This is a genomic window from Arthrobacter sp. NPDC056691 (assembly GCF_042791415.1).
Lineage (GTDB): Bacteria > Actinomycetota > Actinomycetes > Actinomycetales > Micrococcaceae > Arthrobacter.
On record NZ_JBHTXX010000002.1, the window covers coordinates 195620 to 210539 of the forward strand.

General features: G+C 66.5%; 15 protein-coding genes. 11 read left to right on the forward strand and 4 right to left on the reverse strand.

Translation table 11 applies throughout. From position 1 onward, the window contains the following. Positions 1-4 precede the first annotated feature (4 nt). Together ACFRAU_RS02890 and ACFRAU_RS02895 are read right to left on the reverse strand one after the other, a co-directional pair. Positions 5-874 carry an HpcH/HpaI aldolase/citrate lyase family protein gene (locus tag ACFRAU_RS02890; protein ID WP_377997251.1) on the reverse strand — a complete coding sequence of 290 codons (870 nt, stop codon included), beginning with the start codon at positions 872-874 and terminating at the stop codon, positions 5-7. Continuing rightward, positions 874-1437 (reverse strand): SRPBCC domain-containing protein, encoded by a 564-nt coding sequence (locus ACFRAU_RS02895; RefSeq protein WP_377997250.1) that lies wholly within the window; start codon positions 1435-1437, stop codon positions 874-876. Before ACFRAU_RS02895 ends, ACFRAU_RS02890 begins: the two co-directional genes overlap by 1 nt. 284 nt (positions 1438-1721) lie before the next feature. Here ACFRAU_RS02895 and ACFRAU_RS02900 point away from each other — a divergent pair, with 284 nt between their 5' ends. From ACFRAU_RS02900 to ACFRAU_RS02915, 4 genes are all read left to right on the forward strand, one after another. Beyond that, complete coding sequence (locus ACFRAU_RS02900) at positions 1722-2690, forward strand: hypothetical protein (protein ID WP_377998724.1); 969 nt, start codon at positions 1722-1724, stop codon at positions 2688-2690. A gap of 26 nt (positions 2691-2716) precedes the next feature. Further along, positions 2717-3571, forward strand: a complete 855-nt coding sequence (locus tag ACFRAU_RS02905; protein ID WP_377997248.1) for an amidohydrolase family protein — start codon at positions 2717-2719, stop codon at positions 3569-3571. A gap of 37 nt (positions 3572-3608) precedes the next feature. Beyond that, positions 3609-4340, forward strand: a complete 732-nt coding sequence (locus ACFRAU_RS02910) for a GntR family transcriptional regulator (RefSeq protein WP_377998725.1) — start codon at positions 3609-3611, stop codon at positions 4338-4340. 175 nt (positions 4341-4515) lie between these two features. Continuing rightward, positions 4516-5115, forward strand: a complete 600-nt coding sequence (locus tag ACFRAU_RS02915; RefSeq protein WP_377998726.1) for a TMEM175 family protein — start codon at positions 4516-4518, stop codon at positions 5113-5115. A 27-nt stretch (positions 5116-5142) separates the two neighbouring features. Here the strand turns inward: ACFRAU_RS02915 and ACFRAU_RS02920 are convergent, their stop codons facing one another. After that, positions 5143-7161, reverse strand: a complete 2019-nt coding sequence (locus tag ACFRAU_RS02920) for an ABC transporter ATP-binding protein (RefSeq protein ID WP_377998727.1) — start codon at positions 7159-7161, stop codon at positions 5143-5145. Further along, positions 7158-8909 carry an ABC transporter ATP-binding protein gene (locus tag ACFRAU_RS02925; RefSeq protein WP_377998728.1) on the reverse strand — a complete coding sequence of 584 codons (1752 nt, stop codon included), beginning with the start codon at positions 8907-8909 and terminating at the stop codon, positions 7158-7160. The genes ACFRAU_RS02920 and ACFRAU_RS02925 overlap by 4 nt, the downstream gene beginning before the upstream one ends. Positions 8910-9056: 147 nt before the next feature. Between ACFRAU_RS02925 and ACFRAU_RS02930 the strand changes: the two genes are divergently transcribed. The 7 genes from ACFRAU_RS02930 to ACFRAU_RS02960 all read left to right on the forward strand — a co-directional run bounded on the left by ACFRAU_RS02930 (position 9057) and on the right by ACFRAU_RS02960 (position 14473). Continuing rightward, positions 9057-9539 (forward strand): hypothetical protein, encoded by a 483-nt coding sequence (locus ACFRAU_RS02930; RefSeq protein WP_377998729.1) that lies wholly within the window; start codon positions 9057-9059, stop codon positions 9537-9539. Then, complete coding sequence (locus ACFRAU_RS02935) at positions 9536-10063, forward strand: YbaK/EbsC family protein (protein ID WP_377998730.1); 528 nt, start codon at positions 9536-9538, stop codon at positions 10061-10063. Before ACFRAU_RS02930 ends, ACFRAU_RS02935 begins: the two co-directional genes overlap by 4 nt. Continuing rightward, positions 10063-10908, forward strand: a complete 846-nt coding sequence (locus ACFRAU_RS02940) for a PhzF family phenazine biosynthesis protein (RefSeq protein WP_377998731.1) — start codon at positions 10063-10065, stop codon at positions 10906-10908. Before ACFRAU_RS02935 ends, ACFRAU_RS02940 begins: the two co-directional genes overlap by 1 nt. Before the next feature lie 110 nt (positions 10909-11018). After that, positions 11019-12131: a GTP-binding protein gene (locus tag ACFRAU_RS02945; protein ID WP_377998732.1), complete on the forward strand. Its 1113-nt coding sequence runs from the start codon at positions 11019-11021 to the stop codon at positions 12129-12131. A 47-nt stretch (positions 12132-12178) separates the two neighbouring features. Continuing rightward, complete coding sequence (ykgO, locus tag ACFRAU_RS02950) at positions 12179-12301, forward strand: type B 50S ribosomal protein L36 (RefSeq protein ID WP_377997240.1); 123 nt, start codon at positions 12179-12181, stop codon at positions 12299-12301. Positions 12302-12654: 353 nt separating this feature from the next. Further along, complete coding sequence (locus tag ACFRAU_RS02955; protein ID WP_377997239.1) at positions 12655-13236, forward strand: AAA family ATPase; 582 nt, start codon at positions 12655-12657, stop codon at positions 13234-13236. Positions 13237-13513: 277 nt separating this feature from the next. Continuing rightward, complete coding sequence (locus tag ACFRAU_RS02960) at positions 13514-14473, forward strand: SRPBCC family protein (RefSeq protein ID WP_377998733.1); 960 nt, start codon at positions 13514-13516, stop codon at positions 14471-14473. Positions 14474-14920: the final 447 nt, after the last annotated feature.

The following is a 14920-nucleotide window of genomic DNA, read 5'->3' on the forward strand; positions in this document are numbered from 1 at the left end:
CTGGTTATCGGGCGGTGCCGGCTGCAGCCGCGTCGGCGAGGTTTCGGCCGCGGACCAGACCGGGGTAGGTCACCACCGGGGCGGTCATCAGGAACTCGTATCCCTTTTCCAGGACCTCGTCGACATTCTTTTCGGTGACGTGCGGGTGGCCGACGGGGACTCCCCGGGCCTTGCAGACCTCGACGATCCGGTCACGGTGGGCCTGCACGGTCGGGTGCTCAAACTGGCGCGGCACGCCCAGCTCCTGGCTCAGGTCGCCTTCCCCGACGAGGATCAGACCTACGCCGGGGACCTGTTCAAGGATTGCGTCGAGGTTTTCGACTGCCCGGACGCTTTCGATCATGAGCCCCACCAGGATCTCCCCCTGCGGCGCGAGCGGCCAGACGTCCGCGAGTTCGTAGTATTCACCCACCGGCACGCCCCAGTAACGCGCGGCCCAGGCGGGGCTGTCACCGCGCAGGCCAAAGGGTTCACGGCTCTCGTCCTGGTTGATGCTGGGGTACCGGCATGCAGCCACGGCGTTGCGCGCATCGCCCACGGTGTCCACGTGAGGCCACACGATGCCGTAAGCCCCCAGGTCAAGGGCCTGCTTGGCGTGCCATTGTGACCGTTCCCCGCCATTGGGCGGAACCCTGACCAAGGGGGTGGTCCTCGGCGCCAGGCTGTCGGCGTCGAACACCTGCCGGCGGTCAAGCAGGTACTGCATGGCGTCCTTGAGCTGAGGAACGTCCCACGGCTTGTGCTCTGCCTCAAACAGCAGCGCATCGTAGCCGGCGTCGCGGACTGCGACCGCTCCGGCGGGGTCGGGCGAGGCGAAGGTGGCGAAGACCCGTTCGCCCTTTTCAAACTTGTCGATGATGCGGTTGAGTCTCATCAGTTTCCACTCCCTTCCGTGGAGCTTCCCACCCGCGCACCGGCACCCCGGAACAAGTTCCCAAGACGCGGTTTGCGCTCAGTGCCGGCCTCCTGGAGGCCTGCGGTGTTCGGATCGAGCCGCGCGCATGTGCTGATGAGGCTCTCGCTGAACGATTTGGTCATTCGGTCGACGACGATCGAGGCGCCGGTCGTAATCAGCGAGGCAAGTGCTCCCCCGATGTCGATCTGGCCGTCAAGGATGACGACAGATCCATCTGCAGCAGACTGGACGCTGTAGTCGGCGTGGCCCTGGACGCGGGTTGAACCCCGGCTGTCGCTGCCTTTCGCCTCAAGCCGCCCGGTCCGGGCGTCCTCGTCAAGGACCAGGTTTGCCCGGGCCTTGAACGAGACCTTGATGGCTGCGAAGCGGACGGCCATCAGGGCATCAAAGCTGCCGTCGTCGTGGAATTCGCCCAAGCGGGAGCCGTCGATGCAGCCCACCACTTTGTGGGGATCGGAGAGGACGCTCCAGACAACGTCCGGCGGATGGGGAACTGATACGCGCTGGGTGATGGTGATCAAGAAGGGCTCCGGTTCAGTAGACGGTCCTTGTCAGAGGCCAGGCCTGCCGTCAGTGGCGGAATGTGGGCTTGAGAAGCGACCGTGACTCGTTTTGTATAACAACATTGACGGTAGCACTATGTTGGCGAAGTTGTGAAGGGGGCCACAATTTATTGCCCAGAACAGACGCCATCCGCTTGATCACTGGAGTTTTTAGAACAAATCAGTGATTTCACGAGGGCTCTGGCGCTCGGTGCCACGCGTGCTACAGTGATCGTATTGTCCAACAATCAATGGAGGTCTTGGTGGAACATCTAACCGTCGCCTTGGGCGACTATCCTCATTCAGCGGCCGTTCTCGACGGCCGCGCGGCCGTCGAGGGCTACGTGGTCAAGCCAATCGAGGTCAAGCCGATCATCGCGGCCTATCGCAGGATGATCCGCGACCTGGAGTTCGACGTATGCGAGCTGGCCCCGGTCTCGTACCTGATGGCTCGCGAAGCCGGGGTGCCGATCACCGCGATACCGGTCTTCCTCAACCGGCGGTTCCACCACGGTGACCTTCAGTGCGCGCCGGGATCCGGCGTCGTGGTGCCAACCGATCTTGAGGGCCGCCGCGTTGGCGTCCGGGCATACTCGGTGAGCACCGGCGTGTGGGGCCGCGGCATTCTTGACGAGGACTACGGGGTGGATCTGAAATCGATCACGTGGGTCATCGACGACGATGACCACGTTGAGGGCAAGGTGCCCTCCAATGCGGAACGGGTCACAGACGGGCGGTCACTGGGCTCGCTGCTCCTTGCCGGCGAGGTGGACGCCGCCTTCACCGGCAACGCGGGCACGGGACGGGCGGGTGCACCCACCGCCGGCTGGGAATCGGCTACCCCCGTCACCCAGAACGGTGAGACCTATCCCCTGTTCCCGGACAGCGACATCATTGAGCGGGATTCATACCTTCGCACGGGCATCTACCCGCTGCACTCGGTGATTGTTGTCCGCAATGAACTGGTAGAAAAGGATCCCAGCCTGCCGTCTAAGCTCTACGCCGCCTTCGCGCAGAGCAAGCAACTGCACCTGGACGAGGACCACGCCTGGGCCGCGCTGCCGCGCCTGGCCAAGCAGGGACGCATGATCGGAGCGGACCCGATTCCGTACGGACTCGAAAGCAACAAGGCAAGCATCGAAGCGCTGCAGCGCTTCAGCCGGGACCAGGGCCTCACGGAGGGAAACCCGGGCGACCCGATCTTCGCACCCGGCACTTACGCAGACTGCTGAACAACCACGACCCAAGAAGGAGACACATGGACATCGTCGACAGCCATTGCCACATCCTCGCGTCCGACACGGACACCTATCCCCGGGCACCGCTGGGCGGCCACCAGTCCGTCTGGGCCAGTGAACGCCCCGTCACCGCGGAACAGCTCCTCGAACGCATGGACCAGACCGGCATCGCCCAGGCCGTCCTCGTGCAGGCCACCACCGCCTACGGCTATGACAACAGCTACGTTCTCGACTCGGCAGCCCGCTGGCCAGACAGATTCGTTGCCGTCGGAACATTCGACCCGCTGGCGGCCGACGCCGGCGGGCGGCTGCGGGCCGGCGTCGAACGCGGTTTGGCCGGGGTCCGGCTGTTTACCACCGGCAGCACGGTTTCCGAGCAGGGCATGTGGTTCGCGGACGAAGCGACGGACGAATTCTGGGCGGCTGCGGGCCAGGAACAGGTCCCGGTCTGCCTGCAGCTCCGGCTCGGTGACGACACCGCACCGGTCCTCAAAGACCTGCTCTCGCGCCACCCCAACGCCACGATTCTCCTGGACCACTGTGGGTATCCGGACGTGCGCACCTCGCCCACGAAAGCCGCCAACGACCTCACAGCACTGGCCGGTCATTCCGGGCTTCACCTGAAATTGACGCACCGCACACTGGAGGGCCTTGACGATATCGGGGACAGGGCGCGGGACTTCCTGGACCCCGTGATCGAGGCATTCGGCGCGGACCGGATCGGCTGGGGCTCGAACTGCCCGGCAGCCGAACAGCCTCTGGATGAGTTGCGCGCCCTGGCGGAACGGGTCTTGAGCCTGGTGTCCGCGGAGAACCGCTCCGGCATTTTCAGTAGCACCACCAGGCGTCTTTACCCCGCGCTGGCCACGACCTGATAAATTCGCCATGTGTAGCACGGAAGGGTCACAGCACATGAGCGAGCTAACACCGGTCACCGCTGATCTGGCCTCCACCCGGTCCAACCAGGCCTACGACGATCTGCGGAACCTCATCATTTCGGGTCATTTCAAACCGAACGTACGCCTGACCGACGCGGAGCTGACCAGCCTGTTGGACGTCTCGCGTGGAACCGTGCGCTCTGTCACCGCCCGGCTCGTGTCGGAGGGCTACCTCACCAGCGAACCCCACCGCGGCGTGCGGACAAGGATCTTCACCGTGGAAGAAGCGGTGGAAATTCTCGAGGCCCGCGAGATCCTGGAATCGGCCTTGGCAGCCAAAGCCGCCGAGCGGGCCACCGACGTGGAGCTCGATGAGCTCGGGGCGATCTGCGAGCAGATGGCCAGCGCGGAGTACGACCGCCAGGAAGCTGAGTACTCCAGGCTGAACCGTCAGTTCCACAAGCTGGTCCGCGACGCCGCCCGCCAGCCCACGCTGTCGGGCTTCACGGACCAGCTGCTGTATGCGCTCGTCATGCGGCAGTACAGGAGCCTGACCCGCAAGGATCCGCGGCGGGACGCGCTCAATGAGCACCGGGCCATCCTGTACGCGCTCCAGACCCGCAACCCGGAAGCCGCGGGCGCAGCCATGCGGCATCACGTCGCTTCCGCGCGCCGGGCGCTGCTGATGAGCAGCGAAGCGGGCCCGGATGCCAAGGGTCTGGGAACGGTAACGGGCCGCGGGTCCAGCACCCAGGTTTCCGCCTGACCCGGCCAGCGGTCCCCGCTGGGGGCGCTTGAACGGCAACGATCAGCGAACGGAAAGCGGACGACGGCGGGAAGGTCCCGCCGTCTTCCGCTTCCTCACCGAGCCCGGACTTTCTCCCTAACGGGTATTGGCCGCCGGGCACGGACTTGGGATGATGCGCTGAGGAGGGACCGCTGTGAACAAGAACCGGCTCGAGGCATTCAGCGACGGCGTGCTGGCCATCGTCATCACCATCATGGTGCTGGAACTGCGTGTGCCGCACGAACCGAGCTGGCAGGGGCTGGCCGAGGTGCTGCCCACCTTCCTCAGCTACCTGCTCAGTTTCGTGTACGTAGGCATCTACTGGAACAACCACCACCACATGATCCATCTGGCCGACAGGGTCAACGGCGGGATCCTCTGGGCGAACCTGCATCTGTTGTTCTGGCTCTCGCTCTTCCCGTTCAGCACCCGGTGGATGGACGAATCCGGGTTTCTGCTGGTCCCGGTTCTGGTGTACGGGATCAACCTCCTCTGCGCGGCCATCGCCTACTACATCCTGCAGCAGACCCTGATCCGCCAGCAGGGCAGGGACGGTGCCCTCGCCCGGGCCGTCGGCAGGGACTGGAAGGGCAAGACGTCCCCGTTGATCTATTTGGGGGGCCTTGCGCTGAGCACGCTGCATCCCTTGCTCGGAGTTGCGGTCTACACTGTGGTGGCCCTGATCTGGCTCGTTCCGGACCGGCGGGTTGAGCACTTCGTAGCCCAGGCGCACCAGGACCAACGCCGGCGCTGACGCAGGGACCCAAGTGGCCGCTCGCGCTTAGACCTCCTCCGCCGCCGGCGCCGCGAACTGCGCCTCGTACAGGCGTGCGTAGGCCCCGCCCGCAGCCAAAAGCGAAGCATGAGTCCCCTGCTCCACGATCTGCCCGGCCTCCATCACCAGGATGAGGTCGGCGTCGCGGATCGTGGAGAGGCGGTGCGCGATCACGAAACTTGTCCGGTCCGACCGCAGCGCGCTCATCGCCTTCTGCACCAGCAGCTCGGTGCGGGTGTCCACCGAGCTCGTGGCCTCGTCCAGGATCAGAACCGACGGCCGGGAGAGGAACGCCCGGGCAATCGTCAGCAGCTGCTTCTCGCCGGCCGAGACATTGGAGCCCTCGTCCTCGAGCACCGTGTCGTACCCCTCCGGCAGGGCACGCACGAACCGGTCCACGTAGGTCGCCCGCGCCGCCTCCAGGATCTCCTCCTCGGAAGCCGAGGGCCGGCCGTAGGCGATGTTGTCCCGGATGGTGCCGCCGAACAACCACGTATCCTGCAGCACCATGCCCATCCGCGAGCGCAGCTCGCGCCGGGGAACAGCGGTGACGTCCACGCCGTCGAGCGTTATCCGGCCCGCATCCAGCTCGTAGAACCGCATCATCAGGTTCACCAGGGTGGTCTTGCCGGCCCCGGTGGGCCCCACAATTGCCACCGTCTGCCCGGGCTCGGCGACCAAAGACAGGGAAGAGATCAGCGGCTTGTCCGGCGAGTAGGAGAACGAGACGTTCTCGAACACCAGCCGGCCCCGCCCGCCGTCGAACGAACTGCCGGACGCCACACGGCCGGAATCCGGATCAGCGGACTGCTCCTCCGTGTCCAGCAGCTCGAACACCCGCTCGGCGGACGCCACCCCGGACTGCAGCAGGTTGGCCATCGAACCCAGCTGCGCCAGCGGCTGGGTGAACTGCCGCGAGTACTGGATGAACGCCTGCACGTCGCCCAACTGCATCGCCCCGGAGGCCACCTGCAGTCCGCCCACCACGGCGATCCCCACGTACACCAGGTTCCCGATGAACGTCAGCGCCGGCATGATCAGGCCGGAAATGAACTGCGCCCCGAAACTCGCCTCGAACAGCTCCGCATTCTTCTCCCGGAACCGCTCCTCCACCTCCCTTTGCCGGCCGAACACCTTCACCAGCGCGTGCCCCGTGTAGGTCTCCTCGATCTGCCCGTTCAGCTCCCCCGTGTGCTTCCACTGCGCCACGAACAGCTTCTGCGAGCGCTTGGCGATCAGCGCCGTCGTCACCAGTGTCAGCGGCACCGTCACCAGGGCAATCAGCGCCAGCACCGGCGAGAGCAGGAACATCATCACCAGCACGCCCAGCACCGTGAGCAGTGACGTGACGGCCTGGCTGATCGACTGCTGCAGGCTCTGCGAAATGTTGTCCACGTCGTTCGTCACCCGGCTGAGCAGCTCGCCGCGCTGGATGGAGTCGAAGTAGCGCAGCGGCAGCCGGTGGATCTTCGCCTCGATCCGCTCACGCAGCCGGTACACGGTCCGCTGCACCACGCCGTTGAGCACGTAGGCCTGGATCCAGCCGAACGCCGACGCCAGCACATACAGCGCCAGCGCCCACAGCAGCACGTTCGCGAGCGCCGCAAAGTCAATCCCCGCCCCCGGCGTCAGCGTCATCGCTCCCAGCATGTCCGCCTGCGAATCCCGCCCGGACGCCCGCAGCCCGGCGATCACCTGCTCCTTGCTCGCCCCGGCCGGCAGGTTTTTGGACACGACGCCGGCGAAGATCAGGTTGGTGCCCTCGCCCAGCAGCCGCGGCCCGGTCACCGAAAACGCAACGCTTACGACGGCGAGCGCCAGTACCAGCGCCAGCCAGGCCCGCTCGGGGCGAAGCTCCCCCAGCAGCCGCCGGGCTGACGTCCCGAAGTTCAGCGCCTTCTCTGCCGGGACATTCATCCCGGCGAACGGTCCGCCGCGTCCAGGCCCGCCCGTCGGCCGGGGAATGCGTACGACGTCGGCCTGCCGGGTTCCGGCAGGAGGCCGGGTGCCGCGGGCTGTGCTCATGCCGCCTCCTCCGCCGCCAGCTGGGAGGACACGATCTCGCGGTAGGTCTCCGACGTCTCCAGCAGCTCGCGGTGCGTTCCGCGCCCGACGATCCTGCCGCCGTCGAGCACCAGAATCTGGTCCGCGTCCACGATGCTGGAGACGCGCTGGGCGATGATCACCAGCGTGGCCCCCGCGGTGTCCCGCCGCAGCGCCTGCCGGAGCCGGGCGTCGGTGGCGGTGTCCAGCGAGGAAAACGAGTCGTCAAAGATGTACAGCTCGGGCCGCTTCACCAGGGCCCGGGCGATCGCCAGCCGCTGCCGCTGCCCGCCGGACACGTTCGTGCCGCCCTGCGAGACGGGCGCGTCCAGGCCGCCCTCCATTTCCCGCACGAAATCCGCGGCCTGCGCGGTGGCCAGCGCGTGCCACAGCTCCTCTTCGGTGGCGTCCGGCTTGCCGTACAGCAGGTTGCTCCGCACGGTTCCGGAGAACAGGTAGGGCCGCTGCGGCACCAGGCCGATGTGCCCCCACAGCAGGTCCGGGTGCAGCTCCCGCACGTCCACGCCGCCCATCAGCACGGCCCCGGACGTGGCATCGAAGAGCCGCGGCATCAGGTTCACCAGGGTGGTCTTCCCCGAGCCCGTGCTGCCGATCACCGCCGTCGTCCTGCCCGCGGCGGCGGTGAAGCTGACGCCGCTGAGGACCGGCCGTTCGGCACCCGGGTAGGCGAAGCCGACGTCGCGCATTTCCAGCTCGCCGCGGGCGGTGCTGCGGGAAGCATCGTCGGTGAAATGCACCGGGTGCGCCGGCGACCGGACGGACGACTCCGTCTCCAGCACCTCGCCGATCCGGTCCGCCGAGACGGCCGCGCGGGGGATCATCACGGCCATGAAGGTGGCCATCATGACGGACATCAGGATCTGCAGCAGGTAGCTGAGGAACGCCACCAGCGTGCCCACCTGCATGGAGCCGTCCTCGATCCGGAAGGACCCAAACCAGATCACCGCCACGCTGGACACGTTCAGCACCAGCATCACCACGGGAAACGCGAGCGCCATCAGCCGCCCCGCCCGCAGCGCCGTGTCCGTGACGTCCGCGTTGGCGCCCGCAAACCGGCCGGTTTCCAGGTCTTCGCGCACAAACGCCCGCACCACCCGGATGCCGGCGAGCTGCTCCCGGAGCACCCTGTTGACGGCGTCGATCCGCAGCTGCATCAGGCGGAACAGCGGCACCATCCGGCTCACGATCAACCCGACGCCGAGCAGCAGCGCCGGCACGCTCACAGCGATCAGCCACGACAGCTGGGCATCCTGCCGCACGGCCATCACCACACCGCCGATGCTGAGCATGGGCGCGGCCACCATCAGCGTGGCGGACATCAGCACCAGCTGCTGCACCTGCTGGACGTCGTTCGTGGACCGCGTGATGAGGCTGGCCGGGCCGAACCGGGTGACCTCCTGCTCGGAGAAGCCGCCCACCCGGGTGAAGATCGCCCCGCGCAGGTCCCGGCCCATCCCCATCGCCGCCTTGGCGCCGAAGTACACGGCCGTCACGGCGCACGCGATCTGCAGCAGGGTGATGAACAGCATGAGGCTGCCGACCCGCAGGATGTAGCCGGTGTCCCCCGTGGCCACGCCCAGGTCGATGATGTCCGCGTTCAGGGTGGGGAGATAAAGGGAGGCAACAGACTGCGCCAGCTGAAAAACGACGACGGCGATCAGCAGCCGCCGTTGCGGCTGCAGGTACCGGACAAGAAGCTTCCAAAGCATCCAGATGCACCCTTGCAGCAGGTCCTCGAAGTGATGGGAAGGCCAGTGTACGTCCGGCGGCTTGGGACAGCCTGTAGGCTGGGGCCATCGCCGGGATTCCGGAAACACCGTAAATTAGGCACCGCAAATTGAAGAATGGGGACTTCATTGAGCGATCAGCAGTTGGGCTTTGGCGAGCCCGGAAACATACCGGCGGCTGTCCGGTTCTCGGCAGCGTGCTGGGTGGCCAGCGCCGTGGTGGCCGGCATGATGCCTGTCATTTTGGAGGTGGCGGGCGTCGACTTTGGCCAGTCGATCCCGGACTGGGCCGTGCCCTATCTCGTGGCCTTCGCCGTCCCGCTGACCGCGCTGCAGGTCCTGGCAGCCCAGCACTTGCTGCACGGCGCCCGCTGGGCCCGCATCCTTCTCAGTGTCGCCGCAGCCCTGTCGGCGCTCGGCGCACCCGTAGATCTCACGGCGTTGATCCTTGCCGGCCTGGTCCTTACGCTGGCCGGGGCTACGCTCATGTGGCTTCCCGCGTCAAACCGGTTCTTCCTGCTGCGCCGCGGCGCACCCGCCTATCCCGTGCCGGCAGCTTCCGGCGCGGACACCGCCCTTAAAGACGCCACCCTTAAAGGAGAACTCCTGTGACTGACACGCTCCTCCTGCCCGCCGTCGCGGAGGCCCTGGCCGCCCACGGCGTGGCCCACGAGGTCCTCGAATGCCTGCCGGAACTGGCGGACACGGCGGAATTCTGCGCCCATTACGGCTTCACCATGGAGCAGGCAGCCAACACCATCCTGGTCGCCTCCAAGAAGGTGGAGCCGCCCCGGTATGCGGTGTGCGTGGTCCTGGGCACCACCCGCCTGGACGTGAACCGTATGGTCCGGGCCCTGCTCGACGTCAAGCGTGCCTCCTTTGCCGACGCCGGGACCACCACCGCGCTGACCGGCATGCTGGTGGGCGGCGTCACGGTGCCCGGCATTGTCGGGCTGCCCGTGTACGTGGACCGGGCCGTGATGGACGTGCCGCGGGTGGTGATGGGCGGCGGCAACAGGTCCAGCAAGATCGTCCTCGACCCGGCCGAACTCCGTAAGCTGCCCGGCGTCGAGGTGGTGGACGGGCTCGCCACGGTTCCCAACCAATCCGAACTGGGCGAACCGGCGGAGGCATAATGGCCACCGTGAACGAATACCCGTTTTCGCAGGTCGATGTGTTCGCCCCGGGGCCCAAGCCCGGCAACCCGGTGGCCGTCGTCCATGACGCCGACGGCCTTTCGGCCGGGCAGATGCAGAGCTTTGCCAACTGGACCAACCTCTCCGAAACCGCGTTCCTGCTGAAGCCAACACAGCCGGAGGCGGACTACCGGCTGCGGATCTTCACTCCGGCGTCCGAGCTTCCCTTCGCTGGCCACCCCACCTTGGGGTCCGCGCACGCGTGGCTGGAGAACGGCGGCCGGCCGCAGCGGCCTGGCGAACTCGTGCAGGAATGCGAGGTAGGCCTCGTCAAAATCAGCCAGACCGCCGGTGAACAGTTCTTCGAGGCCCCGCCGCTGCGCCGTTCCGGTCCCGTGGAACCTGAGGTGCTGGAGCAGGCCATCGCGAGCCTGGGCATCACGCCCGAGCAGGTGCTGGACAGCAACTGGGTGGACAACGGCCCGGGCTGGCTTGGAATCAGGCTGGCCTCGGCCCGTCAGGTGCTGGACCTTACGCCGGACTTCGTGGCCATGGGACAGCTGAACGTGGGCGTCATCGGCGCCTACGGGGACGGCGGCCCCGCGGACTTTGAGGTGCGCGGCTTCGTTCCCGGCCTCGACATTCCAGAGGACCCGGTCACCGGCAGCCTTAACGCCGGCCTCGCCCAATGGCTCATCGGCTCGGGCGTGGCGGAGGGAAACTACACGGTCAGCCAGGGCACTGCCCTGGGCCGCGGCGGACGGCTCACCATCACCAGCGAAGGTGGCAGCATCTGGGTGGGCGGCACCAGCCGCACGGTGATCCGGGGCAGCGTCCTCCTGTAGTCCGGCGCCGGGTCCTTCCGGCCCGCCCGGGGCCGGCCCGCCGTGCCGGAAGGCGCTGGAACCAACGGAGCAGCTTTGCAGATGAGAACCATTCTCATTATTCTGGAGGCATGAACCTCACCGTCGTCAGCTCCCTGGATGCCCTTTGCCGTCAGCAAGCCTGCGAAGCGCTGGCTGCCATCTATCCCGCGGCCGCCGTCATCGTCCTCGACCTTCTGGAGAACGGAACTGTTATTCGCCGGACCCTCGGCCCGGCCGGGGCTGTCGAGCGGCACGAGACAGTCCTGGAGCATAACTGCCTGGGCTGCACAGTGCGTCTCGACCTGGTGCCCGCCGTCGAACAACTGCTGGCGCGGGGCGAGCAGCACATTATTGTGGGCCCGCCATCGGGCGTCGAGGCGGGGACGGCGATCAGCGCTTTAAGAGGGGCGCTCGGGCTGGATTGCGGCGTCAGTTCCGCCATTTTCGCCTGCGCCCCGGACAGCGTGGAGGACCACATCTGGGATCACCACACACTATTCGAGTCGGGCTTCACACCCGTCCCGGAGGACGAACGGACGCCCGGCGAGTTCCTCATAGGGGAGCTTTCGTTCTGCGATACCGTACTTGCTGCCGATCCCGACATTGTTCCCGTTGCCCCCGAAGCGCGCGCCCGCGGGCTCCAGCTGCTCCGCGAACTGGCACCCCACGCCGACATCGCCGAGGAGGCCGCCGGCATCCGCGCTGGGCGGCACGACTATGCGCAGGCCGTCGGCAGGACCCTGCCCGGAACCGTGAGTGTCCCCGCAGACCCGTCCACTGCGCCATTCACCACCGTCATCCAGCGGATCCGGCGCCCGCTTCACCCTGAAAGGTTCCGCCACGCGCTGGCCGCCATGGCCGCCGGATGCTGCTGGCTCCGCGGCCAGCTCTGGATCGCCACGGCCCCGGACTGCCGCATCGCGGTTCATGGCATTGGTCCGCGCATCTGGCTGGAGAACACCGGGCCATGGCCCGGCGGCGAGCCATCACTGCCCTCAGCCGGACCCTCGGAGCACTTCGGCCCGATCCCCGGCTGGCATTCCGGCTTCGGGGGCCGCGGGACCTGGCTCGCGGCCACAGGCGACGACCTGGACGCAGAGGAGATCGGCCGGCTTTTGGCGTCCTGCCAGCTAACTGATGCGGAACTGGCCGCCGGCACCGGAAGCCTGAGCGATCCTTTTGACCTTGCCCGGCAACACTGATTCCCGGCATACCCCAGTCCGGGACACCCCACAATAAGGAGTAACTAATGAAAGTACGGAATTCGCTGCGCGCACTGAAGAAGATTCCGGGAGCCCAGGTGGTCCGCCGCCGCGGCAGGACGTTCATCATCAACAAGTCGAACCCCAGAATGAAGGCCCGCCAGGGCTGACCTTGCCGCAGTAGGACCACCCAGCGAAGAAACTGCCGGGGACGGGCCGGTGCCCCATTGCGCCTGCCCGTCCCAGTCGGTGGTCTTCGCGGGTGATCCGAAGGTGATCTTCGTATCGGGGTTTTCTTGCGGGGCCGCGGCGCTTCTGCACGGCCCCTGCGCAATACTGTCCTCCGCGACGCTCAAGAATGGCACAACATTCCGGCAGGATCGCTGCAAGATCCGGCGGGCCCGCCGTCGTACGTTTTGGGGTGTGACACCGCCGCGGGCAGAACCAACAACGTGACGTGCGCCTCAAAGCGGCAACATTGCCCGGCCCCCGGCCGTTGGACAGGGGGACGGAAGGAGGTCACATGCTCATTGTCCTGACCGGAATCGACGGCTCGGGAAAGACGACGGCGGCCCGTTCCCTGGCTGCCGCGGCCCGGGCGGATGGCGAAGACGCACTTTTGCTGAGCAACTATGCAGGCCGGCGGCGGATGTCGCTGATCGGTGCCCGACTCGGCGTCCGGCTGCCCAACCGCCTCGCCGATGCGGCGGAAACCACCATGCGGGTATTCAATGTGCTGGTGTCGCACGCCAGGGCACACTGCTTCGAGGGTCCCGTGGTCATGGACCGCCACCTTCACTGCCAGCTGGCACTGCGCGGAGCAAAGGACCTGCCCCGCGGCCGGCTTCTCCCCTGGCTGCTCCGGACCCTGCCGGCCCCGGATCTGGTCCTCCACCTGGAAGTGAGCCCCGAAACAGCTCACCGGCGGATCCTGGCGCGCGGCACGGACGAGGAATCCGTGGCCGACCTGTCCGCCCTGCGGAACGCCTACCGCGCACAGCCCGAGTATGCGGACATGGTGGAGATCGACGCTGGCGGACACCCGGCCGACGTGCTCGCCAAACTGGTTGACGCCGTCGATTCGCAACGGCCACTCAAGGTTTAGTCAAGAATTGCCGAAACGGCCAAATAGGCCTTCCCCAGGGTCCCGTCCGCTGTACATTGGTGCAAGCTCTCCTCTTTCCCCCCCAAATAAATGGAGCGCTGGAAGCCTCCGCGCTTGAGTCCTTTGATTCGCGCGGAGGCTTCACATTTCCACCCCTCAACAACGCGGTCCGGCCCGGCCGGCTCTGGCCACGCTCCGCCGTCGAAGATATAGTAAGCATGCTGATGACTTCGGTTATTGCGGACCATCACCTGTTCACTTCGACGAAGGAGACACTATGAGCACGAGGGTTGAGAAGCGCATTCTGGTGAACGTGCCGGTCAGCACGGCATACAACCAGTGGACCCAGTTCGAAGACTTTCCGCACTTCATGGGCGGCGTCAAGAAGGTGACGCAACTCAGCGACGACCGCCTCGAATGGGTGGCCGAGATCGCAGGCGTGAAGCGGAAGTGGGAGGCAAGGATCCTCGAGCAGAAGCCCGACCAGAAGGTTGCCTGGGCCGCCACGGAGGGGGCCACCAACGCCGGCTCGGTGGAGTTTGAGGACGTGGGCGGCGGGCAGACCTCCATCAGGCTGTTCATCGACTACGAACCCGAGGGGCTCGTGGAGAAGATCGGCGACAAGCTGCACGTCGTGGAGCACCAGGCCGAGGCCGACCTTAAGAGGTTCAAGGCATTCATCGAGGACGAACGCTACGCCAGCGGAGCCTGGCGGGGCTCCGTCAACGAAGGCGGTTCGGTGGGTACGCCGGGGGTTGAGCACGCGGCCGGGTCACTCGGGGACAGCGGCAAGGCCGGAATCTCAGGCAAGGTTGCCGCAGCGGCCGGGGTGGCGGCTGCGGCAGGCGCCGCAGCCGCAGTTGCTGCCGGCAGCAAGGACGCGGATGTCGATCCGGCCGCCGACCAGGACTTCACGCCCGGGGTTGCCACCGATCCCACCGCTGTTACGGACACGACCGACACCCCGGGCTTCTCCGGCGGAACCGCGGCGGACACCGTCAGCGGAACCGTTACCGGCGGGAATGCCGCCACTGGAACAGCGGCTGGCCCCGGCTCGGCGCTGACGGACGAGAACGTCGCCCATCCGTTCGACCAGACCAACGGACTGATCGACGACGAGGGCGACTCGGACGAGACAGCGGCGAGCGACACACGGAGCGCCGCGCACCGGGCCGAGCCGGAAGACGGCGGGCCCGGCACCGTCCCGCCCCTGGGCGGCACCTCCGGCCAGCACTGACGCCAGCGCAACACCGGCGCAGCGCCGGGAACGCATGTGCCGCCGTCGGGCATTTATTTCGACGGCGGCATGGCGGCAATAAGCCGAAAACGGCGGCGGGACAACCCGCCGTCGTTTTTGTCCATTTGGTGCCGTAAATGCCGGAAATTATTCGCTTAATTTGAGGATTGACCTGCACGGCCCGCGGTGGCAACGTGGGATTCATCTTCATTCCCCCAGCGTCGGGGGACACACGCAAACACCCTTTGGCCCAGCGCCCGCGCCGGGCCAGCACAACTTGATTTCGTAACAGTCGCGGCAGAAATGCGCCGCGCCCGGACATAAATGAGAGTTCCTTAATACTCTTCCATTCCCAACAAAGTCTTCGTTGAGGCTTGCCGCAACAATTATTCTCACCGAGAACCGGCAGGCTATGGGGGCCCACATGGACCACTTAAGAATTGTTCT

Bases quoted from the DNA above. Each gene is read 5' to 3' on its own strand.
- ACFRAU_RS02945 (WP_377998732.1), top strand. From the start codon at position 11,019: ATGAACCTCACCGTCGTCAGCTCCCTGGATGCCCTTTGCCGTCAGCAA.
- ACFRAU_RS02940 (WP_377998731.1), top strand. From the start codon at position 10,063: ATGGCCACCGTGAACGAATACCCGTTTTCGCAGGTCGATGTGTTCGCC.
- ACFRAU_RS02960 (WP_377998733.1), top strand. From the start codon at position 13,514: ATGAGCACGAGGGTTGAGAAGCGCATTCTGGTGAACGTGCCGGTCAGC.
- ACFRAU_RS02910 (WP_377998725.1), top strand. From the start codon at position 3,609: ATGAGCGAGCTAACACCGGTCACCGCTGATCTGGCCTCCACCCGGTCC.
- ACFRAU_RS02890 (WP_377997251.1), bottom strand. From the start codon at position 874: ATGAGACTCAACCGCATCATCGACAAGTTTGAAAAGGGCGAACGGGTC.
- ACFRAU_RS02925 (WP_377998728.1), bottom strand. From the start codon at position 8,909: ATGCTTTGGAAGCTTCTTGTCCGGTACCTGCAGCCGCAACGGCGGCTG.
- ACFRAU_RS02955 (WP_377997239.1), top strand. From the start codon at position 12,655: ATGCTCATTGTCCTGACCGGAATCGACGGCTCGGGAAAGACGACGGCG.
- ykgO (WP_377997240.1), top strand. From the start codon at position 12,179: ATGAAAGTACGGAATTCGCTGCGCGCACTGAAGAAGATTCCGGGAGCC.
- ACFRAU_RS02920 (WP_377998727.1), bottom strand. From the start codon at position 7,161: ATGAGCACAGCCCGCGGCACCCGGCCTCCTGCCGGAACCCGGCAGGCC.
- ACFRAU_RS02905 (WP_377997248.1), top strand. From the start codon at position 2,717: ATGGACATCGTCGACAGCCATTGCCACATCCTCGCGTCCGACACGGAC.